General features: G+C 74.0%; 19 protein-coding genes and 1 tRNA gene. 15 read left to right on the forward strand and 5 right to left on the reverse strand.

Annotated features, from left to right (window positions below; genetic code table 11):
* Positions 1–449: 449 nt before the first annotated feature.
* Together nrdR and JAO84_RS27545 are read left to right on the forward strand one after the other, a co-directional pair.
* The gene (gene nrdR / locus JAO84_RS27540; RefSeq protein ID WP_265864879.1) at positions 450–959 is read left to right on the forward strand and encodes a transcriptional regulator NrdR; all 510 of its coding nucleotides are present in this window, start codon (positions 450–452) and stop codon (positions 957–959) included.
* Positions 960–1,136: 177 nt separating this feature from the next.
* On the forward strand, positions 1,137–4,031 hold the full coding sequence (locus JAO84_RS27545) for a vitamin B12-dependent ribonucleotide reductase (protein ID WP_370415232.1): 2,895 nt from the start codon (positions 1,137–1,139) through the stop codon (positions 4,029–4,031).
* An 82-nt stretch (positions 4,032–4,113) separates the two neighbouring features.
* Here the strand turns inward: JAO84_RS27545 and JAO84_RS27550 are convergent.
* Together JAO84_RS27550 and JAO84_RS27555 are read right to left on the reverse strand one after the other, a co-directional pair.
* Positions 4,114–4,186 (reverse strand) — tRNA-Gln (locus JAO84_RS27550).
* Positions 4,187–4,259: 73 nt separating this feature from the next.
* Positions 4,260–5,657 carry a hypothetical protein gene (locus tag JAO84_RS27555; protein ID WP_370415233.1) on the reverse strand — a complete coding sequence of 466 codons (1,398 nt, stop codon included), beginning with the start codon at positions 5,655–5,657 and terminating at the stop codon, positions 4,260–4,262.
* A 136-nt stretch (positions 5,658–5,793) separates the two neighbouring features.
* Between JAO84_RS27555 and JAO84_RS27560 the strand changes: the two genes are divergently transcribed.
* Positions 5,794–6,336, forward strand: a complete 543-nt coding sequence (locus tag JAO84_RS27560; RefSeq protein ID WP_370415234.1) for a hypothetical protein — start codon at positions 5,794–5,796, stop codon at positions 6,334–6,336.
* Positions 6,337–6,399: 63 nt separating this feature from the next.
* Positions 6,400–7,092 carry a DUF6215 domain-containing protein gene (locus tag JAO84_RS27565; RefSeq protein WP_370415235.1) on the forward strand — a complete coding sequence of 231 codons (693 nt, stop codon included), beginning with the start codon at positions 6,400–6,402 and terminating at the stop codon, positions 7,090–7,092.
* A gap of 66 nt (positions 7,093–7,158) precedes the next feature.
* On the opposite strand, the gene JAO84_RS27570 is transcribed toward JAO84_RS27565, so the two are convergent.
* A complete protein-coding gene (locus JAO84_RS27570) occupies positions 7,159–7,740 on the reverse strand; it encodes a TerD family protein (RefSeq protein WP_370415236.1) in 582 nt (193 codons plus the stop codon).
* A gap of 87 nt (positions 7,741–7,827) precedes the next feature.
* Here JAO84_RS27570 and JAO84_RS27575 point away from each other — a divergent pair, with 87 nt between their 5' ends.
* Entirely contained in the window at positions 7,828–8,700 is an 873-nt protein-coding gene (locus JAO84_RS27575; RefSeq protein WP_370415237.1) for an arylamine N-acetyltransferase, read from the forward strand.
* 32 nt (positions 8,701–8,732) lie between these two features.
* Complete coding sequence (locus JAO84_RS27580; protein WP_265864886.1) at positions 8,733–9,338, forward strand: YdbC family protein; 606 nt, start codon at positions 8,733–8,735, stop codon at positions 9,336–9,338.
* Between the two features lie 123 nt (positions 9,339–9,461).
* On the opposite strand, the gene JAO84_RS27585 is transcribed toward JAO84_RS27580, so the two are convergent.
* The gene (locus JAO84_RS27585; protein WP_370415238.1) at positions 9,462–10,133 is read right to left on the reverse strand and encodes a TetR/AcrR family transcriptional regulator; all 672 of its coding nucleotides are present in this window, start codon (positions 10,131–10,133) and stop codon (positions 9,462–9,464) included.
* A gap of 115 nt (positions 10,134–10,248) precedes the next feature.
* Between JAO84_RS27585 and JAO84_RS27590 the strand changes: the two genes are divergently transcribed.
* The 6 genes from JAO84_RS27590 (at position 10,249) to JAO84_RS27615 (ending at position 17,238) form a co-directional block, all read left to right on the forward strand.
* Positions 10,249–11,859: an ABC-F family ATP-binding cassette domain-containing protein gene (locus JAO84_RS27590; RefSeq protein WP_370415239.1), complete on the forward strand. Its 1,611-nt coding sequence runs from the start codon at positions 10,249–10,251 to the stop codon at positions 11,857–11,859.
* A gap of 33 nt (positions 11,860–11,892) precedes the next feature.
* Entirely contained in the window at positions 11,893–12,552 is a 660-nt protein-coding gene (locus JAO84_RS27595; RefSeq protein ID WP_370415240.1) for a histidine phosphatase family protein, read from the forward strand.
* A 12-nt stretch (positions 12,553–12,564) separates the two neighbouring features.
* Positions 12,565–13,476 (forward strand): ADP-ribosylglycohydrolase family protein, encoded by a 912-nt coding sequence (locus JAO84_RS27600; RefSeq protein WP_265864890.1) that lies wholly within the window; start codon positions 12,565–12,567, stop codon positions 13,474–13,476.
* 205 nt (positions 13,477–13,681) lie between these two features.
* Positions 13,682–15,445 (forward strand): DUF4153 domain-containing protein, encoded by a 1,764-nt coding sequence (locus tag JAO84_RS27605; protein ID WP_370415241.1) that lies wholly within the window; start codon positions 13,682–13,684, stop codon positions 15,443–15,445.
* A gap of 310 nt (positions 15,446–15,755) precedes the next feature.
* Complete coding sequence (locus JAO84_RS27610) at positions 15,756–16,466, forward strand: ribonuclease HII (RefSeq protein ID WP_370415242.1); 711 nt, start codon at positions 15,756–15,758, stop codon at positions 16,464–16,466.
* Between the two features lie 130 nt (positions 16,467–16,596).
* Positions 16,597–17,238 (forward strand): hypothetical protein, encoded by a 642-nt coding sequence (locus JAO84_RS27615; RefSeq protein WP_370415243.1) that lies wholly within the window; start codon positions 16,597–16,599, stop codon positions 17,236–17,238.
* A 220-nt stretch (positions 17,239–17,458) separates the two neighbouring features.
* On the opposite strand, the gene JAO84_RS27620 is transcribed toward JAO84_RS27615, so the two are convergent.
* The gene (locus JAO84_RS27620; protein ID WP_265864894.1) at positions 17,459–18,085 is read right to left on the reverse strand and encodes a hypothetical protein; all 627 of its coding nucleotides are present in this window, start codon (positions 18,083–18,085) and stop codon (positions 17,459–17,461) included.
* 309 nt (positions 18,086–18,394) lie between these two features.
* On the opposite strand from JAO84_RS27620, the gene JAO84_RS27625 reads away from it, so the two are divergent.
* From JAO84_RS27625 to JAO84_RS27635, 3 genes are all read left to right on the forward strand, one after another.
* The gene (locus tag JAO84_RS27625) at positions 18,395–20,557 is read left to right on the forward strand and encodes a RecQ family ATP-dependent DNA helicase (RefSeq protein WP_370415244.1); all 2,163 of its coding nucleotides are present in this window, start codon (positions 18,395–18,397) and stop codon (positions 20,555–20,557) included.
* Positions 20,558–20,690: 133 nt separating this feature from the next.
* Entirely contained in the window at positions 20,691–22,148 is a 1,458-nt protein-coding gene (locus tag JAO84_RS27630) for a DUF4192 domain-containing protein (protein ID WP_370415245.1), read from the forward strand.
* A gap of 178 nt (positions 22,149–22,326) precedes the next feature.
* On the forward strand, positions 22,327–24,339 hold the full coding sequence (locus JAO84_RS27635; protein ID WP_370415246.1) for a glycogen debranching N-terminal domain-containing protein: 2,013 nt from the start codon (positions 22,327–22,329) through the stop codon (positions 24,337–24,339).
* Positions 24,340–24,553 lie beyond the last annotated feature (214 nt).

The following is a 24,553-nucleotide window of genomic DNA, read 5'->3' on the forward strand; positions in this document are numbered from 1 at the left end:
CGGTAGTTGCTTTCGAAAGGTTGCGCCAAACACACGTTCGAGTGAAAATTCGCAGTTCGCCTTACGTATGTACGAGCGTCGGTGTATACGCAGACCCGGATGCCTTCTCAAATCGGTCATTACGGTAGCGTTCGCTGTCGGACCGGAAGGGCGGGCGCCGGCTGCACAGTCTGGCACCGGCGACCCCGGCAGCGGTGCCGCCGCGCCCTTCCCGTACCCTCTTGGCCGGTCGCGGGAGAGCTCGCGGAGCCCCTGGACGCGCGACACGCGCAGGGCGCCGAAATGCCGACCGACCCAAGATCTAGTGGTTGGATGGCATCAGCCACCCACAAGTAGTGGTCCCGGTCTTCCGGGGCAGCTCGGATCGCCTATGCTGGTGGTCGCTTCGCGGGGCCTTGACGGGCCGGGCGGGGCTATTCAGTCGTGCCTTGAGGGAGGGTCGGAACCACATGCACTGCCCCTTCTGCAGGCACCCCGACAGCCGCGTCGTCGACAGTCGCACCACCGACGACGGGACGTCGATCCGCCGCCGTCGCCAGTGCCCGGACTGCTCCCGTCGTTTCACGACGGTGGAGACCTGTTCGCTCATGGTGGTCAAGCGGTCCGGGGTCACCGAACCCTTCAGCCGTACCAAGGTCATCTCCGGCGTGCGCAAGGCGTGCCAGGGGCGGCCCGTCACCGAAGACGCCCTCGCCAAGCTCGGCCAGCGGGTCGAGGAGGCGGTGCGCGCCACCGGGAGCGCCGAGCTGACCACCCACGACGTGGGCCTGGCCATCCTCGGCCCGCTGCAGGAGCTCGACCTCGTCGCGTACCTGCGCTTCGCATCCGTGTACAAGGCTTTCGACAGCCTCGAAGACTTCGAGGCCGCCATCGCGGAACTCCGCGAGCGGCCTCCCGCCGGGAACGGCGAGCCCGGGGCAGCCCCCGCGGTCCCCGTTCCCGCCCACGCCGCCGACTGAGCGGCGCGCCGGACCGTCACGGTCCGGCTGCCGGCCGCCGCGCGGCCGGACGGAAGACCTGCCCCGAGCGGTCCGTGAGGCGCTCGTGGCAATTGCACTACATAACGCAGTACAGAAGACGGCGCCCTGGAATTTTCTGGGCGCTCCAGGGTGTTTTGCCCGTATATGGGAGGCGGCATGACAGAGACGGCGAGCGGTCCGGCACGTGGTTCCCGCACCAAGGGAGCCAAGGCGGCGAGCAAGGGCCTGCGTATCGAGCGCATCCACACCACCCCCGGCGTGCATCCGTACGACGAGGTGAACTGGGAGCGCCGTGACGTCGTCATGACCAACTGGCGCGACGGCTCGATCAACTTCGAGCAGCGCGGCGTCGAGTTCCCCGACTTCTGGTCGGTGAACGCGGTCAACATCGTCACCAGCAAGTACTTCCGCGGGGCCGTCGGCACCCCGCAGCGCGAGACCGGTCTCAAGCAGCTCATCGACCGGATCGTGAAGACCTACACCAAGGCCGGCGAGGACCACGGCTACTTCGCCTCGCCCGCCGACGCCGAGATCTTCGAGCACGAGCTGGCCTACGCGCTCCTGCACCAGATCTTCAGCTTCAACAGCCCGGTGTGGTTCAACGTCGGCACCCCGCAGCCCCAGCAGGTCTCCGCCTGCTTCATCCTGTCCGTCGACGACTCCATGGAGTCGATCCTCGACTGGTACAAGGAAGAGGGCATGATCTTCAAGGGCGGCTCCGGCGCCGGCCTGAACCTCTCCCGCATCCGCTCCTCCAAGGAGCTCCTCTCCTCCGGCGGCAACGCCTCCGGCCCGGTCTCCTTCATGCGCGGCGCCGACGCCTCCGCAGGAACGATCAAGTCCGGTGGCGCCACCCGCCGCGCCGCCAAGATGGTCATCCTCGACGTCGACCACCCCGACATCGAGGACTTCATCGAGACCAAGGTCAAGGAGGAGGAGAAGATCCGCGCCCTCCGCGACGCGGGCTTCGACATGGACCTGGGCGGCGACGACATCACGTCCGTCCAGTACCAGAACGCCAACAACTCCGTCCGCGTGAACGACGAGTTCATGAAGGCCGTCGAGGCCGGCGGCAAGTTCGGCCTGCGCGCCCGCATGACCGGCGAGGTCATCGAGGAGGTCGACGCCAAGGCGCTCTTCCGCAAGATGGCCGAGGCCGCGTGGGCCTGCGCCGACCCGGGCATCCAGTACGACGACACGATCAACAACTGGCACACCTGCCCCGAGTCCGGCCGCATCAACGGCTCGAACCCGTGCAGCGAGTACATGCACCTGGACAACACGTCCTGCAACCTCGCCTCGCTGAACCTGATGAAGTTCCTCAAGGACGACGGCAAGGGCAACCAGTCCTTCGACGTCGAGCGCTTCGCCCAGGTCGTCGAGCTCGTCATCACCGCGATGGACATCTCCATCTGCTTCGCCGACTTCCCCACCCAGAAGATCGGCGAGAACACCCGCGCCTTCCGCCAGCTCGGCATCGGCTACGCCAACCTCGGCGCCCTGCTGATGGCGACCGGCCACGCGTACGACTCCGACGGCGGCCGTGCCCTCGCCGGTGCCATCACCTCCCTGATGACCGGCACCTCGTACAAGCGCTCCGCCGAGCTCGCCGCGGTCGTCGGCGCCTACGACGGCTACGCCCGCAACGCCGACCCGCACCAGCGCGTCATGAAGCAGCACGCCGACGCCAACGACAAGGCCGTCCGCATGGACGACCTGGACTCGCCGATCTGGGCCGCCGCCACGGAGGCCTGGCAGGACGTGATCCGCCTCGGCGCCAAGAACGGCTTCCGCAACGCGCAGGCCTCGGTCATCGCCCCCACCGGCACCATCGGTCTCGCGATGTCCTGCGACACCACCGGCCTCGAGCCCGACCTCGCCCTGGTCAAGTTCAAGAAGCTGGTCGGCGGCGGCTCGATGCAGATCGTCAACGGCACCGTCCCGCAGGCCCTGCGCCGCCTGGGCTACCAGGAGGAGCAGATCGAGGCGATCGTCGCCCACATCGCCGAGCACGGCAATGTGATCGACGCCCCCGGCCTGAAGACCGAGCACTACGAGGTCTTCGACTGCGCCATGGGTGAGCGCTCCATCTCCGCGATGGGCCACGTCCGCATGATGGCCGCCATCCAGCCGTGGATCTCCGGCGCCCTCTCCAAGACCGTCAACCTGCCGGAGACGGCCACGGTCGAGGACGTCGAGGAGGTCTACTTCGAGGCCTGGAAGATGGGCGTCAAGGCGCTCGCCATCTACCGCGACAACTGCAAGGTCGGCCAGCCGCTCTCCGCCAAGAAGAAGGAGGACGAGAAGGCCGAGGTCACCGCGAAGTCCGAGGCGACGATCCGCGAGGCCGTCGAGAAGGTCGTCGAGTACCGCCCGGTCCGCAAGCGCCTCCCGAAGGGCCGCCCGGGGATCACCACCTCCTTCACCGTCGGTGGCGCCGAGGGCTACATGACCGCCAACTCCTACCCGGACGACGGTCTCGGCGAGGTCTTCCTGAAGATGTCGAAGCAGGGCTCGACCCTCGCGGGCATGATGGACGCGTTCTCCATCGCCGTCTCGGTGGGTCTGCAGTACGGCGTGCCGCTGGAGACGTACGTCTCGAAGTTCACCAACATGCGCTTCGAGCCGGCCGGCATGACGGACGACCCGGACGTGCGGATGGCGCAGTCGATCGTCGACTACATCTTCCGCCGCCTGGCGCTCGACTTCCTGCCCTTCGAGACCCGCTCCGCCCTCGGCATCCACTCCGCCGAGGAGCGCCAGCGCCACCTGGAGACCGGCTCGTACGAGGCGGCCGACGACGAGGTCGACGTCGAGGGCCTGGCCCAGTCGGCCCCGCGCGCCCAGGAGCTGAAGGCCGTCGCCGCCCCCGCCGCCGTCAAGGCCGAGGTCCCGGCCCCGAAGCAGGCGCACACCTCCGCGGAGCTCGTCGAGATGCAGCTCGGCATCAGCGCGGACGCCCCGCTCTGCTTCTCCTGCGGCACCAAGATGCAGCGCGCCGGCTCCTGCTACATCTGCGAGGGCTGCGGCTCGACCAGCGGCTGCAGCTGACGCACTGATGGCTGACCGGTAGTACGCGAAGGGGATCGACCGTGGAGGTCGATCCCCTTCGTGGTGTGCGACGCAAGGAAGGCGACGAGGGCAGGATTCGAACCTGCGTCCACCCGGGATCAGAGCCGGGCGCTCCTCCGCAGAGCTTCCTCGTCGCCTTGGCGATCATCGCGGTGGGCCGGGGGAGGGGTCAACCGAATTGCCGCGGCGCGCGGCGGGCGTCGCCGGTCACGTCCACTCCTGGGCGGCGGCACGTTTGCCCTTGCCGGAGAAGACCCCCGCCGACCGCAGCGCACTCGCCATGAGGGGGTCCGCCACGGCGACCCCGTGCACCAGCTCGGGGGTACGCCGGAAGGGCACGGCCTCGGCGGCCGGCCGGGCGGCGGTCCAGGCACCGGCCACCGGGTCCACCCGGTGCCGGGCGCAGACCGCCTCGACGAGGGAGCGCGGGCATTCCTGCTCGCCCCGGAGGACCTCCCAGGGCAGCGGAAGCTCGGCCCACACATAGGTGTCGGGGTGGAGTCCGCCGCCGCTCATCCGGTGCCAGTACGCGACGTCGGCGGCCATGAGGCGCGGCACCTTGCCCGGGCAGACCCGGTCCAGGATCTCGTCCCGGCCCAACTCGCCGAGCAGCGCGAACCAATGGGCCCGCGCCGTGTTCCACGCCTGGGCCGCCTGGTTCCACGTGGACGAGTCGTCGCCGCGGCGCACGATCATCGTGTCGCGCTCCAGCGGATGCCGGTTCCAGGCGTCCTCAAGGAGGTCGGCGACCTGCCGCAGGAAGCGGCCCCACCGGACGAGCAGCCCCGTGAGGTCCTCGTCCGACACGTGCGCCAGCACCTCGGCGGTGGGGTGGACATGCGCGACCGCGTACCAGCACGTCCGCTCGGGAGCCTCCCGCAGCCGCTGGAACAGGGCCTCAGCGACCTCGTCGTAGACCTGCCGCTGCCGGCCGTTGGTGAAGACGCTGCGCATGTAGCCGCGCGCCGTGACGTACGCGACGAAGGCCGCCGTGTCCGCGTCGGCGGCGAACAGCTCGTACGGAAGGGCATGGGCGAGCGCGCCCTTGCCGGTCATCGTCACCTCGCGGCGCCGCTGCTCGTGGACGATCCGGGCCAGCTTGGCCTCCATCCGGCGCAGCAGCCGGAACCGCTTGTTGTACTGACGCTTCGACAGCGAACCGAGCCCCGCCTCCGCGCGCTCCGCCCGGTCGAGCCGGTCCCGGCCGAAGTCGTTCTGCCCGTACGCCCTGCCGATCTCCTCGCCCGCGCGCCGGATCACCGCCTGGATCCGCGCCGGATCGTCCCCGGCGTCGTCCGGCAGCTCCGGCAGGCCGGGGAAGAGGCCGGTGAGCAGACCGGGGAACAGGTCCGCCGCCCGGGCGAGCTGGCGCTGCGCGCCGACGGGGCGGGCGAACTCCTCCCGCATGGAGGTGTATCCGTGCCAGAGACTGCGCAGGGAGTTCTCGGCGGCCTTGGCGAGCGCCGTCTCGGTGGCCGGGTCGAGGGCGGTGCCCTGCGCGGCGTACAGATCCTGGACGAGTCGGGCCACGTCCTCGGGGCGCTTGCGGAGGACGAGTGTGGCGTGCAGTTCACGGAGCAGTTGTTCGACCACGGGCGACGACATACGGCTCACCTTGTCACCGGCGCGACCACGGCTCCACCGGTTATCCGGCCGCCGGGCGTTCCAGGGGCGTGCTGGCGAGAGGCGGCAGTGGGGAATGCCCGTGGGGAGTGTCAGTGGGGCCTGCCACCATGCCGGTATGGACTTCCTCCTCGAACCGCCCCACGGCGTCGGCCCGCTGCGCATCGGCATGCCCCGCGACGAGGCCGACGGCGCGCTGCTCTCGCTGCGGGAGCCGTCGGCGGTGTCGGCTTCCGACCAGCCGGGGCAGCACGTCTTCCGGCCCAGCGGGCTGATGGTGAGCATCCACAGCATGCGCGGGGAGCTCCTCGCGGTCGAGCTCGGGCGGCCGGCGACGGCCGCCGACCGGGTCCTCTTCCGTGACGTGGACGTGTTCGGGCTGCCCGCGCGCGAGGTGGTCCGGCGGATACGGGCGTACACGCCGGTGGTGGAGGACGCGGACGATCCCGACTGCTTCCGCGCGCCTGACCTGCTGCTCGGATTCTGGCGGCCGTACGCGGCCGAGGAGGACGAACCGGACGACGAGCCCGGCCACTTCTTCAGCTCCGTGCTCCTGGCCCGCCCCGGCTATTACGACACCCCGGCCGAGGCGGAGGCACGGCTGCGGGCAGCCGCTGCGGCTGCCTCGGGTCAGGAGAAGGAGGCGGGAATCCCCTCGTAACGGCGCACTACCCATGAGTAGGCTCTGCGGTCGCGCGATCGGCGCGCACCGCAGGGGGGAACGATGACGGAACGGACGGCCGGAGCGGCCCAGGGGCCGAGCGCGGGTGCGCAGGTGGCCCTGGCGCTGGTGCTCGGGGCGGGGCTCGCGGGCGGCTTCTGGTACATGGCGAAGACCTCGCAGGAGGGTGCGGCCGCAGCGCGGCCGGCCGTCTGCAGGGCGTCGAGCGGGACGCTGCCCGCGCGGTACGTCTCGGGGACGCGGCTGTGCGAGGCGCTGAACCGGCCGGACCTGCCCGCCCTGCTCGGAACGCCCGGGCAGCAGGCGCAGACCGCCTGGGGCAGCGACGGCACCCTGAAGGGCCCCGAGGGCGCCGACCGGACCCCGACGCCGTCGGGGACCGTCACCCTGCCCACGTACGAGGTGGAGCTCTCGGTCTCGTACGACCGCCTCCGGGTGGCGCAGTTCGGCGCGCTGCTCGGCAACACCGCGGAGCCCACGACCTTCCAGGGGCGCCCGGCGGTGCTCTACTCGGACCGCACCATCGCGCTGCGGATCCCGCTCGGCGGCAAGGGCAAGGCCGAGTCGGGCACCGGCGGCATCGCCCGGCACCTGCTGGTCGCCAAGGACGCCAAGGACGGCGGCGGATCGTACGAACTCGTCATCTGGCGCCGGGACATGGGGATGCCGGACGACGCGGCGCTCCTGAGGGTCGCCGAGCGGGTGCTGCCGACGGTCCCGGGCTGGGCAGGCTGAGGGAGGGCGGCTGAGGGAGGGCGGGCGGGGCGAGGGGCAGGTCACCTCGCCCCCTGGCCGTCCAGGTCAGGCCCGGCGCTCGCCCATGACGGCGCCGAACGTGCTCGGGTCGATGTCGAAGCCCTGCAGCAGCGGCCGGAACAGCCACTCCCCGGAGCCGTCGCCGGCCCCGCTGGCGCCGCCGGTCGCGCCGGTCGCGCCGTCGAGCCCGTCGCGGACGAACTCGGCGATCGTCGCCGCGGTCGCGTCCGCCACCGAGTCGAGGGCGTCGACCAGCAGATCGGTGTAGCCCTCGCGCACCCGTACGCCGGTCCGCGCGACCTGCCCGAACGTCAGCCGCCCGCCGCCCTGCTGTATGGCGACGCCCACCACCACGCGCGCGTACCGCTCGGCGAGCCGGGTGAGCTCCACGGTCATCGCCTCGTCGTAGCCGAAGCCCTGCCCCGTACGGCTGTCGCGCTGGAGGGTGATCGTGCCGTCCGGGGAGCGGCTGTCGAAGTGCACCAGATAGGCCGGGGGGCCGTACGGGGCGTCCGCCGCGTAGACCGCCGCGACGAGGTCGAGGTCGTGCGCGGGGGAACCGGCCGGACTGGGGTCCCACTTGAGCGCGACCTCGACCTTGCCGACCCCCTTGTTGAGCCCGCTCACGGTCAATCCCCTTTCTTTGTACGGTTCCTGACGAGCTGTTCATGGTGTCATGTGATCAACATGTCATCAGTGGAGGGGGAGTGTCGTATGTGGGGCGGGGAAGAGCTGGATCTGGACGCATATCTGGCGCGGATCGGGTACTCGGGGGAGGTCGCCGCCGATCTCGCGACCCTGCGCGCCGTGCACCGCGCGCATGTGGAGAGCCTGCCGTTCGAGAACCTGGACGTGGCGCTCGGGCGCCGGGTCCCGCTCGATGTGAAGAGCCTGCAGGCCAAGCTGGTCGGCCGGCGTCGCGGCGGCTACTGCTACGAGCAGAACTCGCTGCTTGCCGCCGCCCTGGAGCGGATCGGCTTCGCGGTGGCCGGGCGCGGGGCCCGGAACCGTACCCGCGGCGACGCGCTGACGCCGATCACCCACGCCCTGCTCGTCGTCACGGTCGACGGGCAGCCCTGGCTCGCGGACGCCGGGTTCGGCTGGCAGGGCCCGCTGGAGCCGGTGCCGCTGACCGACGGCGCGCGCGTCGAGCAGGACGGCTGGGTCTTCGGCGTCCGCGTGGAGCGGGTCGGAGTCGAGCGGGTCGGAGTGGACCGCGTCGGCGCGGAGGCGGAGGGCGTCCACGTGCTGCGTGCGCTTCGCCCGGAGGGGTGGACCGACCTCTACTCCTTCGCCCCGCACGCGCTGTACCCGGTCGACTTCGAGCTCATGAACCACTACAGCTCCAGTCATCCGCGCTCGCGCTTCATCGGCCAGGTGGTGGCCCATCGGCCCAACGCGGTCGTGCGGCGGGCGCTGGTCCGCGACGGTCTGACCTCGGTGGGCGTGGACGGGGCGCGCGAGGAACGCCGGGTGGGGCCGGACGAGTTGACGGATGTGCTGGCCGGGGAGTTCGGAATCGAACTGGACGACGAGGAGGCCGCGGGCCTGGTGCGGGTGCAGCGGGCGTACTCCGCGGAGGTCTGACGGCGCGTCGCTCCGCCCCGTACCATGGCGCGGTGCTGGTCAAGTGGATTCGCTGCACCGTGGTGGACCGTCGAGGGTTCGAGCGGGGGCAGCGGAAGTGGGCGGGGCTGCTCGGTGAGCCGGGATTCCGGGGGCAGGGCGGGGGATGGAGCCGGCGGCGGCCGGACGTCGCCCATGTCTTCGCGTTCTGGGAGAGCCGTGCCTTCTACGACTCCTTCATGGCCCGCTCCCACGATCGGCTCGCGGCCGCGCAGGTCGGCACCTACCGGAACGCGCAGGTCAAGCTGTTCGACCATCGCTTCGACGTGAAGACCGGCTTCGAGCCGCGGTTCGCGGACGCCGACGTGGCGCGGGTCGCGCACTGCCGGGTGCACGAGGAGCGCGTGGAGCACTTCGCGCTCATGCAGGAGAAGGTCTGGAACCCGGCGATGGCCGGTTCCCCCGGCATGCTCCGCGGGCTGTTCGGCGAGGCGCCCGGGCACGAGTTCCTGGTCCTGTCGATGTGGAACTCGGCGGCGGAGCACGGGAAGTACCGCGTGGAGCGCATCGAACGCCTCGGCCTGCGGGCGCAGACCGAGGCCGACGTCGCCGCGATGAGCGGCGACGTGGTGCAGCTCGAACCGACCTGGGCGGTCTGAGGTCTGAACCCCGACGTCTGAGCCCTGACGTCTGGGGTCTGGGGGCTGACGTTTGAGGCCTGAGGCCTGAGGCCCGAGGCCCGGGCGGGCCGGGGCTCTCCGGCCTGATCCGGGCGACACCGCCTAGGACTGCCCGGCGCCGCCCTCCGCTCCGGCCGGCTGCGGCACGAACGCGCCCGCCCGGACCGCCGCGAGGACCGTGTCCGCCGCCTGGTCGGCGACGGCGGCGTCCACCGGCTCGCGGGTGACGAACAGGCGCAGGAAGAGCGGCGCGGAGACGGCGCGCACCACCGCGCCCGCGTCTGTCCCGGCGGGCGCCTCGCCGCGCGTCACCGCCCGCTCGACCACCGTCTCGCAACGCCGGAACCGCTCCTCGTAGAAGGCCCGCAGGGCGTCCGCGGCGCGCGGGGACTGGAAGGCGGCGGCGACGAACGCCGTCGGTGCGGCGGCCTGCGCCGGGTCGGCGAAGGCCTCGGCCACCTCGTGCGCGAGCGCGCGCAGGTCGCCGTCGAGGTCGCCGGTGTCCGGCGCCGTCCACCGGTCCTCGCCGGCGAGGGCGAGCGCGTCCGCCAGCATGCCCTCGATCCCGCCCCAGCGGCGGTAGAGCGTCGTCTTGTGCACGCCGGAGTGCTCCGCCACGTACTCGACGGTGAGGGCGGGATAGCCGTGCTCGGCGAGTCCGGTCAGGACGGCGTCGCGGACGGCGGCGCGGGTGCGGGCGGTCCGGCCGCCGGGGCGCCGGCTGCCGGGGGCGGGTGCGGCCGAGGGCTCCGTGGCGCTCTGCGGATCATTCAATTGCTACTCCTGTTGCGTTAGTGGGTTCGAGTGTGCCACACTCTACGTAATGCGACGCTGGTTGCGTTTGCCGGTGTCGCGCTGGTTCGTTCCGCCACTCACTAGGAGGCGCCCCTTGCCCACGCAGATCTCTCTTCAGGACGTGACCGTGACCCGCGGCGAACGGCTGCTGCTCGATCAGGTCTCCCTCACCGTGCGCCCCGGCGAGCGGATCGGGATCGTGGGGGAGAACGGTGCGGGCAAGTCCACCCTGCTGCGGATACTCGCCGGGCTCGACGCGCCCGACAGCGGTTCCGCCGTCACCGTCGCGGACGGCGGCGCCCGGCTCCTCGCCCAGACCCCCGAGCTCCCGCCGCAGGCCACCGTGGCCGACGCGATCGACGACGCGCTCGCGGAGCTGCGCGGCACCGAGCGCCGGCTGCGCGCCCTCGAAGCGGAACTGGGCACGGCGGACGAGCGCGCCCTGGCGGAGTACGGGGAGCTGCTCACCGCCTACGAGCTGCGCGGGGGATACGAGGCGGACGCACGAGTCGACAAGTCGATGCACGGACTCGGCCTCGACCACATCGGCCGGGAGCGCGTGCTCGGCAGCCTCTCCGGCGGGGAGCAGGCCCGCCTCGGCATCGCCTGCGCCCTCGCCGCCGCGCCCGAGCTGCTGTTCCTCGACGAGCCCACCAACCATCTCGACGCCCACGCGCTCGACTGGCTGGAGGACGCCCTGCTCGCCCACCGCGGCACGGTCGTGGCCGTCTCCCACGACCGGGTCTTCCTGGAGCGGGTGACCACCGCGATCCTGGAGGTCGACGCCGACCGCCGCACGGTCGTGCGGTACGGCGAGGGATACGCCGGCTTCCGCGCCGAACGGGCGGCCGCCCGCCGCCGCTGGGAGCAGGCCCACGCCGAATGGTGCGCCGAGACGGCCCGGCTGGAGGAGTACACCCGCACCACCGCCCAGGGCGTCGCCCTGGGACGGGCCATCAAGGACAACAACAAGATGGCCTACGACCGGGCCGGCGGCCGGGTGCAGGCCTCCGTCTCCGGACGCGTCCGCAACGCCCAGGAACGGCTGCGCCGCCTCCACGAGGAGCCCGTCCCCGAGCCCCCACGCCCGCTCGCCTTCACCGCCCGGCCCGTCGCCGGCCGGGCCGAGGGGCGGCTCGTCGAGCTCACCGGCGTCCGCGTCGGCGACCGGCTCGCCGTCGACGCGCTGACCGTCTCCGCCGGCGAGCGGCTGCTCGTCCACGGCGGCAACGGGGCCGGCAAGTCCACCCTGCTCCGGGTCATGGCGGGACTCGTCGAACCCGACGCCGGGCAGGTGACCCGCCGAGGCCGGATCGGCCACCTGGCCCAGGAGATATCAGGCGGCCGCCCTGCCGAGCGGCTCCTGGCCGCCTTCGGGCGCGGCCTCGGCCTCCCCGAGGACGAGCGGGCCGAACTGCTCCTCTCGTACGGACTGTTCCGCCCCGCCGACCTCACGGTGCCGGTCGGCCGGCTCTCGGCCGGGCAGCGCCGCCGTCTCGCCCTGGCCCGGCTGCTCGCCCGCCCCGCCGACCTGCTGCTGCTCGACGAGCCGGCCAACCACCTGGCCCTCGGTCTGGTCGAGGAGCTGGAGCAGGCCCTGGAGCAGTGGCCGGGAGCCGTGGTCGTGGTCTCCCACGACCGTGCGCTGCGGCGCCGTTTCACCGGCGGCATACGCCGGATGGACGCCGGACGCCTGGCCGGCTGAGCCGCCCGGAGGAGCCTTGTCTAGGGTCGAGCCATGGCACGACCACGGCGCATCGTCCTCGTACGGCACGGCGAATCCGAGGGCAACGTGGACGACACGGTGTACGAGCGGGAGCCCGACCACGCCCTCCGGCTCACCGACACCGGGTGGCTCCAGGCCGAGGCGACGGGGGAGCGGCTGCGGACGGTGTTCGGCGAGGAACGGGTCAGCGTCTACGTCTCCCCGTACCGCCGCACCCACGAGACGCTGCGCGCCCTCCGGCTCGACCCGGGCCTGGTCAGGGTCCGGGAGGAGCCGAGGCTGCGCGAGCAGGACTGGGGCAACTGGCAGGAGCGCGAGGACGTGCGCCTCCAGAAGGTCTACCGGGACGCCTACGGCCACTTCTTCTACCGCTTCGCCCAGGGCGAGTCGGGCGCCGACGTCTACGACCGGGTCGGCGCCTTCCTGGAGAGCCTCTACCGCTCCTTCGAGGCCCCCGACCACCCGCCGAACGTCCTGCTCGTCACCCACGGACTGACCATGCGCCTGTTCTGCATGCGCTGGTTCCACTGGTCGGTCGCCGAGTTCGAGTCGCTGTCCAACCCGGGCAACGCGGAGACCCGCACCCTGCTGCTCGGCGAGGACGGGAAATACCGCCTCGACCGGCCCTTCGAACGCTGGCGTACCCCGGAACCGTACGGCCCCACCGGATAGAGTGGCTGGTCGATGACCGCTGACTCCGCTCTCGACCGGCGCTTCGCACGCGCCCTGGCCAGCCTGCGCGGGCTGTCCGTGGGAGACGCCCTGGGCTCCCAGTACTTCGTTCCCGCCAACTATCCCCTGCTCAAGCGGCACGAGCCGCCGACCGGTCCCTGGCAGTGGACCGACGACACGGAGATGGCCTGCTCGGTCCTCGCCGTGCTCGCGAGCCACCGACGCATCGACCAGGACGCCCTGGCCCAGTCCTTCGCCCACCACCACGACTTCGACCGCGGCTACGGCCCCGCCGTCAACCGGATGCTCCGGCTCGTGCGCGAGGGCGGGGACTGGCGGCAGCTGGCGGCGGCGCTCTTCAACGGGCAGGGCTCGTGGGGCAACGGCGCCGCCATGCGGATCGCGCCGCTCGGCGCCTGGTACGCCGACGACCCGGAGCAGGCCACCCACCAGGCCGAGATCTCCGCGTACACCACCCACCAGCACCGGGAGGCCGTCGTCGGCACCATGGCCGTCGCCGCGGCCGCCGCCCTCGTCGCCGACCCGGCCGGCCCGCCCACCCCCGAGGCGCTGCTCGACGGCGTCATCGCCCTCGTACCGCGCAGCGCCGTCGGGGCCGGGCTGCGCCGGGCCCGCGACATGCTCGACTACGGCGACGCCGGCACCGTCGCCGCGGTCCTCGGCAGCGGCCGGCGCACCAGCGCCCACGACACGGTGCCGTTCGCGCTCTGGTCCGCGGCCCGCGGCCTCGGCGACTTCGAGCGGGTGTTCTGGACGACCGCCGGGGTCGGCGGCGACGTCGACACCACCTGCGCCATCGCCTGCGGCGTCGTCGCGGCCGGCCCGGGCGGCACCCCGCCCGCCGCCTGGCTTGAGCAGACCGAGGACCTGCCCGACTGGGTGCCCGCCACGGCCCGCTCGTAGGGCCCACCCGGCCCCGGTCCTTCCGGACGCGGCCGCTCCGCCAGTGTCACGGTCCTGCCACAGCTGTGGCAGGACCGGTCCGGTGCGGCGCACCGCCGTTAAAGTCGGCCACTCGCAGCGCTGATCATGACAAGCAGCGTGCCGACGAGACACCCGGGACGCCGTGGGCCGCACGGCCCGGCGCACCCGGCCGGGAGGGGGTCCCGTGACCGACACACCATCCGCAGCACAGCCGTCCGGGCAGCACGAGCCGTCCGCACAGCCCAAGGACAGCCCGCCGCCCAGCAGCCCGCCGCCGAGCGGTCCGCCCGCCGGCGGTCCGACCAGTCCGGCGGGCCAGCCCACCGCGGTCGCGCCGCCGCCGGGGGTGCATCCGCACGGCGGGTACCCGCAGGGGCCGTACCCGCCCGGGGCGTACGCGCCGTACCAGGCCTGGGCGCCGCACCGGAAGCCGCCGCCAAGCAAGCTCAGGCCCCCGGCACCGGCCCGGCCGACCTCGCCGACGCTCTGGGCGATCCTGGCCACCGCCCTGGCCGCCGCCCTGCTCCTCAGCGGCGGCGCGGGCGCCAACCTGCTCCTCGTGGCCGTGCCCGCCACCGCCGCCGGCGCCCTCGCCGCCCGCGCGGCCGGCCGCCGGCTGCGCCCGTGGACGCTGGTGTGGGCCCTCGGCGGCGCCGCGCTGCTCGTCGTACCCGTCCTCAGCGACGCGGGCTGGCCCACCTTCCTCGCCGTCCTCACCGCCCTCGGCCTCACCGGCTACGCGCTGCACGGCGGCCGAGGCTGGCCCAGCATGCTCTTCGGGCCCGTCGGACTCTTCGATTCCGTGGGCAGCGGCATGCCGTGGACCTGGCAGGGGATGCGCCACAGCGCGGGCGGAGCGCAGGGCCGCTTCGGCGCGCTGCTGCGCCCGATCCTGATCGCCCTGGGCCTGCTCGTGGTGTTCGGCGCGCTGTTCGCCGGCGCCGACGCCGCCTTCGCCGACCTCCTCGGCGGCCTCATGCCGGACATCTCGCTCGACCAGGCGCCCTGGCGGCTGCTGTGCTTCCTGCTCGGCCTGTTCGGCGCGATCGCCGTCGCCCGCACCGCCGCCGCCCCGCTGCGCTGGGACCGGCTCAGCTTCAGCCCGGGCCGCCCCCGTGCCCGCCTGGAATGGGCGCTCCCGCTCGTCGTCCTCTGTCTGCTCTTCGCCGCCTTCAACGCCGTCCAGCTCGCCGTGCTCTTCGGCGGCTACGACAAGGTCCTGAGCGAGACCGGGCTCACCTACTCCGAATACGCCCGCCAGGGCTTCTGGCAGCTGCTCTTCGCCACCCTGCTCACCCTCGCCGTGATCGGCCTCGCCCTGCGCTGGGCACCCCGCGGCACCCCCGGCGACACCCGACTCGTCCGCTCCGTCCTCGGCACCCTGTGCGTCCTCACCCTGGTCGTCGTCGCCTCCGCGCTGCGCCGCATGGAGCTGTACGTGGACGCGTACGGCCTCACCCGGCTGCGCATCTCGGTGTCCGCCATGGAGATCTGGCTCGGGGTCGCGATCCTGCTGATCATGGCGGCCGGGATCTGGGGCGCCAAGCTGCTGCCCCGCGCCCTGGCCGCGAGCGCCGCCGGCTTCGTCCTGGCCTTCGGGCTGATCCAGCCGGACGCCGTGATCGCCGAGCAGAACGTCCAGCGGTACGAGCGCGACCACAAGATCGACGTGAACTATCTCGCCGGACTCTCCGCCGACGCCGCACCGGCCCTCGACCGGCTCCCCGAGCGGCTGCGCGACTGCGCCCTCGGCGAACTCGACGACCGTTTCGACCGGACGGAGGACGAGCCCTGGTTCGCGACCAGCCGCTCCGAGGCCCGCGCCCGCGACATCCTCGAACGGCGCCCCGCCACCAACTCCGTCTTCTGCGGCGAGCCCACCCGCGACGAGGAGTACGACCCGGACGCCGACCCTTACGCGCCGGACACCGACCCGTACGCCCCCTGAGGGCTCTCCCCGCCGACCCCCAACCCGGCGCTCCCGGCGGCCATTTCACACAAGTGGCCGCCGTCCCGCTGGCCGGCCTCCGGGATTCACGCCTGCGACCGGAGGCCGGCCGCCCGGCGCCGTCAGACCCGTATCCGGCGCTGCTCCCGGACTGTTCGGCGTACCCCGCCAGGGTGTGCGACAGCGAAGCGAGCGGCATCGGAGCGCCGCGAATCCCGGCCCGTCCGGCGGCCGGTTCCGGCCGGGCGGGAATGCCTGGGGGGAATCCGGGTACCGAGGGAGGTATCCATCGGCGTAACCTGTCAGCGCCATGCCGTACGAACCACCCACACACACCGTCGAGCGTTCGATCCGGGCCACGACCGGCGCCAGGATCGTTGCCGGGGTCGACGAGGTCGGACGCGGGGCATGGGCCGGTCCCGTCACCGTGTGCGCCGCCGTCACCGGCCTGCGCCGCCCGCCCGAGGGGCTCACCGACTCCAAGCTCCTCACGCCCAAGCGCCGTACCGCGCTCGCCGCCGAACTCGAGGGCTGGGTCACCGCGTACGCGCTGGGCGACGCCTCGCCCGCCGAGATCGACGAACTCGGCATGACCGCCGCCCTCCGGCTCGCCGCGATCCGCGCACTGGAGGGCCTGCCGGTCCGCCCCGACGCCGTGATCCTCGACGGCAAGCACGACTACCTCGGCAGCCCCTGGCAGGTCCGCACGGTGATCAAGGGCGACCAGTCCTGCGTCGCCGTCGCCGCCGCCTCCGTGATCGCCAAGGTCCGCCGCGACACCCTGATGGCCGGCCTGAAGGGCGCCTCGGACCTGTACGCGGCGTACGCCTTCGACGCCAACGCGGGCTACCCCTCCCCGGTCCACAAGGCCGCCCTTGAAGAGCTGGGGCCCACCCCGTACCACCGGCTCTCCTGGGCCTATCTCGACGCCATGCCACGCTGGCGGCACCTCAAGAAGGTCCGCCTCTCGGCCGAGGCCGCCGCACTCGAAAGCGGGGGACAACTCGGCTTCGACTTCTGAACTTCGGCTTCCGGCATGTCCGGCGGAGTCACGGGGAAACCTGTCCGCCGGACCTGCGCAAGGAGCCGGGGCGCCCCTGTGCGCCCACCCGCCCGAGCTCGGTGCGACGGCGTTTGATAGACATCCACCCATGCCTCTCATCCCCGAGGAGCCTCAGATTCACGAGAGTGCCCAGGGTCCCCGCGCGACCGCGGCCGCAGGCCGCCCCGTGCCGACCCCACGACCCGTACCCGGCCCGCGTTCCGCCGCCTCTCCGCGACCCGGGCGTCCCGGCCCCGGTCCGGCCAGGCCGGCCCCGCCGGCGCCGCGTCCGCCCGCTGCCGGAACGGCTTCCTCCGCCCGTGCGGAGAATCGTTCCGACCAGCGGACCGAACCGCGGAACGAGCCGCAGGTCCAGCTGATCCCCGCGCCCGTCGACGGAGCCGTCGACGCCGCCGAGGAAGCGGTGGACCTGCTCCTGGAGAACGGCCGCGCCCCCGGCGACGTCCTGGTCCTCACCACCGGCGAGCAGCACCCCTGGGCGGCGCACGAGCTGTCCTTCGGCGAGGCCGCCTACTGGGCGCAGCAGGACGCCCGTGAGGACGTGTTCTTCGCGGACGCCGCCGCCGTGGACCGGGCCGCCGCCCGGCCCGTGGTGGTCGTCGCGGTCAACGGCGGCTCCGACGCGGACGTCGCCCGCCGCCTGCCCGAGGCGATGCGCCGGGCGACCGCCCTGCTGATCGTCTGCGGCGACCCGCAGCGGGTCACCGCCGCGCTCGGCGCCGGCGTCTGATCTGTCCGTCCAGGCCCCGTCCGAGCCCCTGCCGTGCCCTCTCCCGGGTGCGGAAGGGGCGGGGCGTGGGCCGGCCCGCGCACATGGCGGGTGGCGTACGGAGCAGCCGGCGCCGTTCGTACGGAGACGGGGCCGGGCGGGGCCACGGTCGCTCGGACCGCGCCCCGTACCGTCCCACCGGACCGGCCGTCCCCCGGAAGCCCCGGGCCCGGCCGGACGCTCAGCGGGCCGCCGCCCGGCGCAGCGGCTCGGGGGCGCCGCTCGCGATCCGCGGGATCAGCCGGTCGAGCGCGGGGTCCTCGCCCAGCGGCGCCGGCTTCGAGTCGGAACTGGGCCGGCGCCCGCCCCGTCCCTCGCCGAGCACCTGCCAGCCGCCGCCGGTCAGCGTGATGTACGCCCCGCAGCGCAGCCCGTGCAGGGTGCACGCGTCACGCAGACCCCACATCCAGGCGCCGTCCTCCTCGGTCCAGCGCTCGTCGCCCTCGCGGCAGTAGAGCAGCACCGCCGTACGCACCGGCGCACGCCGGCGCAGGTCGTGCGGGATGACCCGGCGCAGCTGCGCGAGGAGCGCGTTGCGGAATTCCCAGCCGTCCGCCGGAGCGGCCCGGCGGGCGAACGAAGCGCTGGCCGCGAGCCGTTCCTCGTGGTCGAGCACCGCGACCACGGCCGTGGACGGCGTGGGACGGTGACGGGAGTGCAGGCCGCTGACGACCTCGCGCGGATTACGCAGGAGCGGGATCCCGGCCGAGGCCCACTCGGCCGGTTCGAGCATCCGAGCGAGGCGGCTGGCCGACCCGGACGACGAGTTCGTAGGAGCGGTCGAGGGCGGAGCGAATCCGAGGGTCACGATCCTCCCTTCGGATACGCGCCCGCTCCGCGGGCAGGGTCGGATGAGGGCGCACCACGGCACGGCCAACGGGCCGCGTTGGGCGTGCGGGGTGGATGACCAATTCTTCCCTGGCCCGTGCGCGGGCGGCAACGAGCAATTGGCGCCGCTGACTGGAATCCACCGGTATGACTCTCATATCCCTGCCCAGTTGCCCATTGTTCACGCTCTGTTCCACCGATCGACGTGCAACGCGGCGACCACCGGGTCACCGGCCGTCACGCGGGGTGAAGTGGCCGATTGTCAGTCCCATCGGGTTGCATGGGGGGCATGGACAACCTGGACCTCCGGACCGAAGCAGACACCGTCCTCGCGGAGCTCGTCGGCGATCCGTCGGGCTCGGCCAGACTGCGCGAGGACCAGTGGCAGGCGGTCGCCGCCCTCGTCGAGGACCGCCGGCGCGCGCTGGTCGTCCAGCGCACCGGCTGGGGCAAGTCCGCGGTCTACTTCGTGGCGACCGCGCTGCTCCGCCGCCGCGGCGCCGGACCCACCGTGATCGTCTCCCCGCTGCTCGCCCTGATGCGCAATCAGGTCGAGGCGGCGGAGCGGGCCGGTATCAGGGCACGCACCATCAACTCGGCCAACCCGGAGGAGTGGGACACCATCCACCAGGAGGTCGAGCGCGGCGAGACCGACGTCCTGCTCGTCAGCCCGGAGCGGCTCAACTCCGTCGACTTCCGTGAGCAGTTGCTGCCCAAGCTCGCCGCCACCACCGGCCTTCTCGTGGTCGACGAGGCGCACTGCATCTCCGACTGGGGACACGACTTCCGGCCCGACTACCGGCGCCTGCGGGCGATGCTCACCGAACTCGCGCCCGGCGTGCCGGTCCTCGCGACCACGGCCACGGCCAACGCGCGGGTCACCGCCGACGTCGCCGAACAGCTCGGCACCGGCGCCGGCGAGGCCCTGGTGCTGCGCGGCACCCTGGAGCGGGAGAGCCTCCGCCTCGGCGTGGTCCGCCTCCCGGACGCCGCCCACCGGCTGGCCTGGCTGGCCGAACACCTCGACGAGCTCCCCGGCTCCGGGATCGTCTACGCGCTGACCGTGGCGGCCGCCGAGGAGGCCACCGCCTACCTCCGCCAGCGCGGCTTCGCGGTCGCCTCCTACACCGGCCGCACCGAGAACGCCGACCGGCTGCAGGCCGAGTCCGACCTCATCCAGAACAAGGTCAAGGCGCTCGTCGCCACCTCCGCCCTCGGCATGGGCTTCGACAAGCCCGACCTGGGCTTCGTGATCCACCTCGGCTCGCCGTCCTCGCCGATCGCCTACTACCAGCAGGTCGGCCGCGCCGGCCGCGGCGTCGACCACGCCGACGTGCTGCTCCTTCCCGGCAAGGAGGACGAGGCGATCTGGCGCTACTTCGCCGACACCGCCTTCCCGCCCGAGGCCCAGGTCCGCCAGACCCTCGCCGCGCTCGACGGGGCCGGCGGCCGGCCGCTGTCCGTGCCCGCCCTCGAAGCCGCCGTCGACCTGCGCCGCAGTCGCCTGGAGACCATGCTGAAGGTCCTCGACGTGGACGGCGCCGTCAAGCGGGTCAAGGGCGGCTGGATCGCCACCGGCGCCCCCTGGACGTACGACGCGGAGCGCTACGCCTGGGTCGCCCGGCAGCGCGCCGCCGAACAGCAGGCCATGCGCGACTACGTGGGCACCAACGCCTGCCGCATGGAGTTCCTGCGCCGCCAGCTCGACGACGAGGGCGCCGTGCCGTGCGGCCGCTGCGACAACTGCGCCGGCCCCTGGGCCGATTCCGCCGTCTCCACCGAGACCCTGACCGCCGCCGAGAAGGAACTCGACCGCCCCGGCGTGGAGATCGAACCCCGCCGCATGTGGCCCACCGGCATGCCCGCCCTCGGCGTCGACCTCAAGGGCCGCATCCCGGCCGGCGAACAGTGCGCCCCCGGCCGCGCCCTCGGCCGCCTCTCCGACATCGGCTGGGGCAACCGGCTGCGCCCGCTGCTCGCCGAGCGCACCCCGGACCTCCCCGTCCCCGACGACGTGCTGCGGGCCGCCGTCGCCGTCCTCGCCGACTGGGCCCGCTCGCCCGCCGGTTGGGCCTCCGGCGCCCCGGACGCCCCCGAGCGCCCCGTGGGCGTCGTGGCCCTGCCCTCGCTGACCCGGCCGCAGCTGGTCGGCTCGCTGGCCCGGGGCATCGCCACCGTCGGCCGGCTGCCCTTCCTCGGGACCCTCACGTACGTCACGGAGGACGGCGCCCACGCGGCCCGCCGCAGCAACTCCGCCCAGCGCCTGAGGGCCCTGTCCGGCGCCCTCGCCGTGCCCGAGGAGCTGACCGCCGCCCTGCGCGAGACCCCCGGCCCGGTCCTCCTCGTGGACGACTCCACCGACTCCGGCTGGACCCTCGCCGTCGCCGCCCGCCTGCTCCGCCGCTCCGGCAGCGGACCCGTGCTGCCCCTGGTGCTGGCCGCGGCGGGCTGACCTCTCATCGAAGCGCATCCGGCCGCCCGGCGCGACCACCCCGCCGACCCCTGTGGAAAACCTCCCGAAAGCCCCAACCGGGAGTTATCCACAGGGGTTTCGCGATCGGGGAAATCACGGGACCGTCGTGACCATGAACACGAACCGCCACGGATCCCACGAATCCCGCGACCCCCACAACTCCCACGACCCCCACGGGTCCTCCGCACCCCAGCAGATCACCCTCCGCGGCCCCGCCGAGCTCGCCGACGCACTGCCCTTCATGCTCGGCTTCCACCCCAGCGACTCCGTCGTCCTCGTCGCACTCCACGGCGAGCGCGGCCGCTTCGGCGGCCGGGTCAGGGTCGGCATCCCGGGCTCGCCGCGCGAATGGCCCGCCACCGCCGAGTACTTGGCCGCATGCCTCGTCGAGGGCGCCGGCCGGCGCGGCGGCGACCGGCCCGACGCCATCGTCGTCTTCCTCTGCCAGGAACCCCGCCCGGGCGAGACCGCACAGCGCGTCATGGAACGACTGCGCCCCTTCGCCCAGCGCCTCCGCACCGCCTGCGGCGCGCTCGACATCCCCGTCCCCGAAGCCCTCTGCATCTCCGACGGCCTCTACTTCTCCTACTGCTGCCCCGACGCCCGCTGCTGCCCGCCCGACGGCACGCCCCTCGCCCTCTCCGGCACCTCCGTGATGGCCGCCTCCGCCGCCTACGCGGGCATCCAGGTCCGCGGCACCCTCAAGGACATGGAGGCCCGGCTGAAGCCCCGCACCGAGGACGACGCGGCGCAGCGCGCCGCGCTCAACGAGGCGGCGACCGTCATCGTGCCCAGGATCCTCGACACCCCCGCCAGCGGCCTCGGCCGCCGCGAGACCCGCGAGACCACCCTCGGCCTCGCCCGGCGCCTGCTCACACGGTTCGCCGCCGCACCCGGCGGCCCGGCACCCCGGCCCCACGCCGGCGGCACCGCCCTGCCGCCCGCGCTCAAGGCGTCCCTGACCGGCCCGGCGACAGGCGACGAACGCGACGACGCGCTGCTCTCGCCCGACGAGGCCGCCACCCTCATCCTCGGCCTGCAGGACCGCGACACCCGCGACCAGGCCGCCGAGTGGATGGAGGGCCCGGAAGCCGCACCCGCCCTCCGGCTCTGGCGGGCGGTGTCCCGGCGGTGCGTCCCGCCCTATCAGGAGTACGCGGCGGCCCCGCTGACCCTGGCCGGCTGGGTCGCCTGGTCCACCGGCGACGAGCCCTCCGCCCGGGTCGCCCTCGGACTCGCCCTGGAGGCCGACCCCGAGTACCTCTTCGCCCGGCTCCTTCACCAGGCGTGCAACGAGGGCCTTGACCCGGAGGCCCTGCGCGCCTGCCTGCGCCAGGAACGGGACACCCGGCTCGCCGCCGAGGCGCCCGGCGCCCCCGCTCCGGCCGAGGCCGCCCCGACGGAGGTCCGCACCCGGCAGCGGGCCCGGCAGACGGCCCGCCGCGCCGCACGGCAGGCCGGGCTGCGCACCACCCAGGCCGCCCGGCGCCGCCGGGCCGAACCCCGGCCGCCCCGGCGGCCCGTGGTGCGGCGCACCCGCCGGACCGGCCGGGCGAGGAGCGGGGCATGACGGCCGTGACCCGCCGACCCGCGGCGGCGTTCACCTCTGTGGCGGTCGCGCAGGAGCGGAACCGCCGTTCCACGGCCGGACGAGCGGACCGCCGGGACCGCCCGCGCGGACCGGGCCACGGCCCCGCCCGGGCCCGGCCGCACCGCCCGGACCCCACAGAGAGCGCCGCAGACCCGTCATGGCCCCCAGCCCCGCCCAGGCCCCCGGACCCGCCGCCGGACATCCGCCCCACCCCGGCGAACCGCAGGCCGTGCACGACACCCTCGTCGGCGTCGCCCTGCCCGCCCTCGCCATCAGCGCCCGGCACGGCCAACTCACCGGCACCGGCCTCGAAGGCGTCTTCCAGGACGGCCGCCGGCTCCTCGCCCGCTCCGTCCTGCGCGTCGCCGGCCGCGCACCCGTCCCGCTCCGCGGCCGCGCGGACGGCGCCGAACGCGCCGAGTTCCTCGGCGTCCTGCGCGCACCCGGCGACCTCGGCCCCGACCCCGGACTCCTCGTCGAGCGCACCCGCGACGCCGACGGCACCGAACGCATCACCCTGCGCAGCTCCGCGCCCCGGCCGGCGCGGATCCCGGTGGAGCTCGCTCTGGGCACGGATCTCGCGGACCTGGGCTCGGTGGCGGCCGGCCGGCCCGGCCCCGAGCTCACCGCGAGCGTCCACGGCACCGGCCTCCGCTGGACCGCCCCCGACGGCACCGCCGTCAGCGTCCTCGCCGACCCCGCGCCCAGCGCCGCCCTCGGCGCGGCCGGACTCCTCCGCTGGGACGCCGAACCCGCCGCCGGCGCCCCCTTCGTCCTCACCCTCCGGGTCCGCTGCGAACGCGCCGGCCGGACCCGGGCGCCCGGCGCGGGCAGGCCCGGCGGACACGTCCTCGCCGACGCCGTCGCCGAAGGCGACGACCCCCGCCTCGGACCCCTGCTGCGGGCCTGCGTCGCCGATCTGCGCGCACTCCTCCAGCGCGACCCCGCGCACCCGGCCGACGTGCACCTCGCCGCCGGCGTCCCCTGGCGCCTGGGGCCCGTCACCGCCGAGGCCCTGTGGGCCGCCCGGATGGCCCTCCCGCTCGGCACCCGGCTCGCCGCCACCACCCTGCGCGCCCTCGCCCGCACCCAACTGCCCGGCCTGGGACCCGAGTCCGGGCGCATCCCCGGACCGCTCAGGGACGCGGGCCCGCTCCTCCCGCCCCGCTGCACCGGCGTCGAGGCCACCCTCGCCTTCCCCGCCGTGCTCGCCGAGGCCCGCCGCTGGGGCCTGCCCGAGCAGGACCTCGCGGAACTGCTGCCCGCCGCCGAGCGCTGCCTCGACTGGCTGCGCGGCGCCTTCGACGACCACGGGTTCGTGCCGGACCCGTGGCCCGCCGGACCCGCGCGGGCCGAGACCCAGGCCCACGCGCACCGCGCGGCCGTGCTCGGCGCCGACCTCCTCGACTCCTGCGGTCGGCCCGGCGGGGACGCCTGGCGGGAACGGGCCCGGGCGCTGCGCGAGCGGTTCCGCGACCGGTTCTGGCTGGACGACCCGGCCGGCGGGCGTCCGCTGCTCGCCCGGCTCCCCGACGGACGCCCGCTGCCCCACCTGGGCGGCTGGGCGGCACACCTCCTCGACACCGGCCTCACCGCCGCCGGACGGCAGGCGCCCGGGCTGCTCGACAAGGCGCAGACCGAGCGCCTGGCCCGGCTGCTCGTCGCCCCGGCGCTCGACTCCGGCTGGGGGCTGCGGGGCCTCGGCGAGAAGGAGCCCGGGTACAACCCGTTCGGGCACCGCTCGGGCGCGGTGCGGGTACACGAGACGGCGGTCGCCGTCGCGGGGCTCGCCGCCGCCGGGCACGAGCGCGAGGCCGCCGCGCTGCTGCGCGGCGTGCTGGACGCCGCGGAGGCCTTCGACCTGCGGCTCCCGGAGATGTACGCGGGGGAGCGGCGCACCCCCGGCGCCCCGCCGGTACCGCACCCGGCCGCCTGCCGGCCCGCCGCCGTCGCCGCCGCCTCCGGCGTCCACCTCCTGACCGCCGCCCTGGGCATCCGCCCCGACGCCCCGGGCCGCACGGTCACCCTCCACCCCCTGCGCTCCGCCCCCCTCGGCGAACTCCGCCTCTCCGCCCTCACCCTCGCCGGCGCCCCCTTCGCCGCCCGCGTCGGCCGCCTGGGCCTGGGCATGGTGGAGGAGGCGGCGCCGGGTCTGCAGCTGGGTGTGTGAGAGGACGGGCCTCGAAGCGGGTGTACCGCCAGACCGGTCCCGGTCCTGTCGCGCACAAGGACTGGGCCTGCCAGTAGTCGTTGGGAGACACCGAGCCTCTCGTGCCCCGGGCGGAGGGCGTGTTGTTCCGACCGGCCGTCGTGGGATGCCCGGATCTGCGGGTCTGGGCCGGCTGCCGATGCGCTGTGCGGCTTCCTGCGGGAGATCGGGCGGC

It is taken from the genome of Streptomyces fradiae, assembly GCF_041270065.1.
Classification (GTDB): domain Bacteria; phylum Actinomycetota; class Actinomycetes; order Streptomycetales; family Streptomycetaceae; genus Streptomyces.

Bases quoted from the DNA above. Each gene is read 5' to 3' on its own strand.
- nrdR (WP_265864879.1), top strand. From the start codon at position 450: ATGCACTGCCCCTTCTGCAGGCACCCCGACAGCCGCGTCGTCGACAGT.
- JAO84_RS27545 (WP_370415232.1), top strand. From the start codon at position 1,137: ATGACAGAGACGGCGAGCGGTCCGGCACGTGGTTCCCGCACCAAGGGA.
- JAO84_RS27555 (WP_370415233.1), bottom strand. From the start codon at position 5,657: ATGTCGTCGCCCGTGGTCGAACAACTGCTCCGTGAACTGCACGCCACA.
- JAO84_RS27560 (WP_370415234.1), top strand. From the start codon at position 5,794: ATGGACTTCCTCCTCGAACCGCCCCACGGCGTCGGCCCGCTGCGCATC.
- JAO84_RS27565 (WP_370415235.1), top strand. From the start codon at position 6,400: ATGACGGAACGGACGGCCGGAGCGGCCCAGGGGCCGAGCGCGGGTGCG.
- JAO84_RS27575 (WP_370415237.1), top strand. From the start codon at position 7,828: ATGTGGGGCGGGGAAGAGCTGGATCTGGACGCATATCTGGCGCGGATC.
- JAO84_RS27595 (WP_370415240.1), top strand. From the start codon at position 11,893: ATGGCACGACCACGGCGCATCGTCCTCGTACGGCACGGCGAATCCGAG.
- JAO84_RS27600 (WP_265864890.1), top strand. From the start codon at position 12,565: ATGACCGCTGACTCCGCTCTCGACCGGCGCTTCGCACGCGCCCTGGCC.
- JAO84_RS27610 (WP_370415242.1), top strand. From the start codon at position 15,756: ATGCCGTACGAACCACCCACACACACCGTCGAGCGTTCGATCCGGGCC.
- JAO84_RS27615 (WP_370415243.1), top strand. From the start codon at position 16,597: ATGCCTCTCATCCCCGAGGAGCCTCAGATTCACGAGAGTGCCCAGGGT.
- JAO84_RS27625 (WP_370415244.1), top strand. From the start codon at position 18,395: ATGGACAACCTGGACCTCCGGACCGAAGCAGACACCGTCCTCGCGGAG.
- JAO84_RS27630 (WP_370415245.1), top strand. From the start codon at position 20,691: ATGAACACGAACCGCCACGGATCCCACGAATCCCGCGACCCCCACAAC.
- JAO84_RS27635 (WP_370415246.1), top strand. From the start codon at position 22,327: ATGGCCCCCAGCCCCGCCCAGGCCCCCGGACCCGCCGCCGGACATCCG.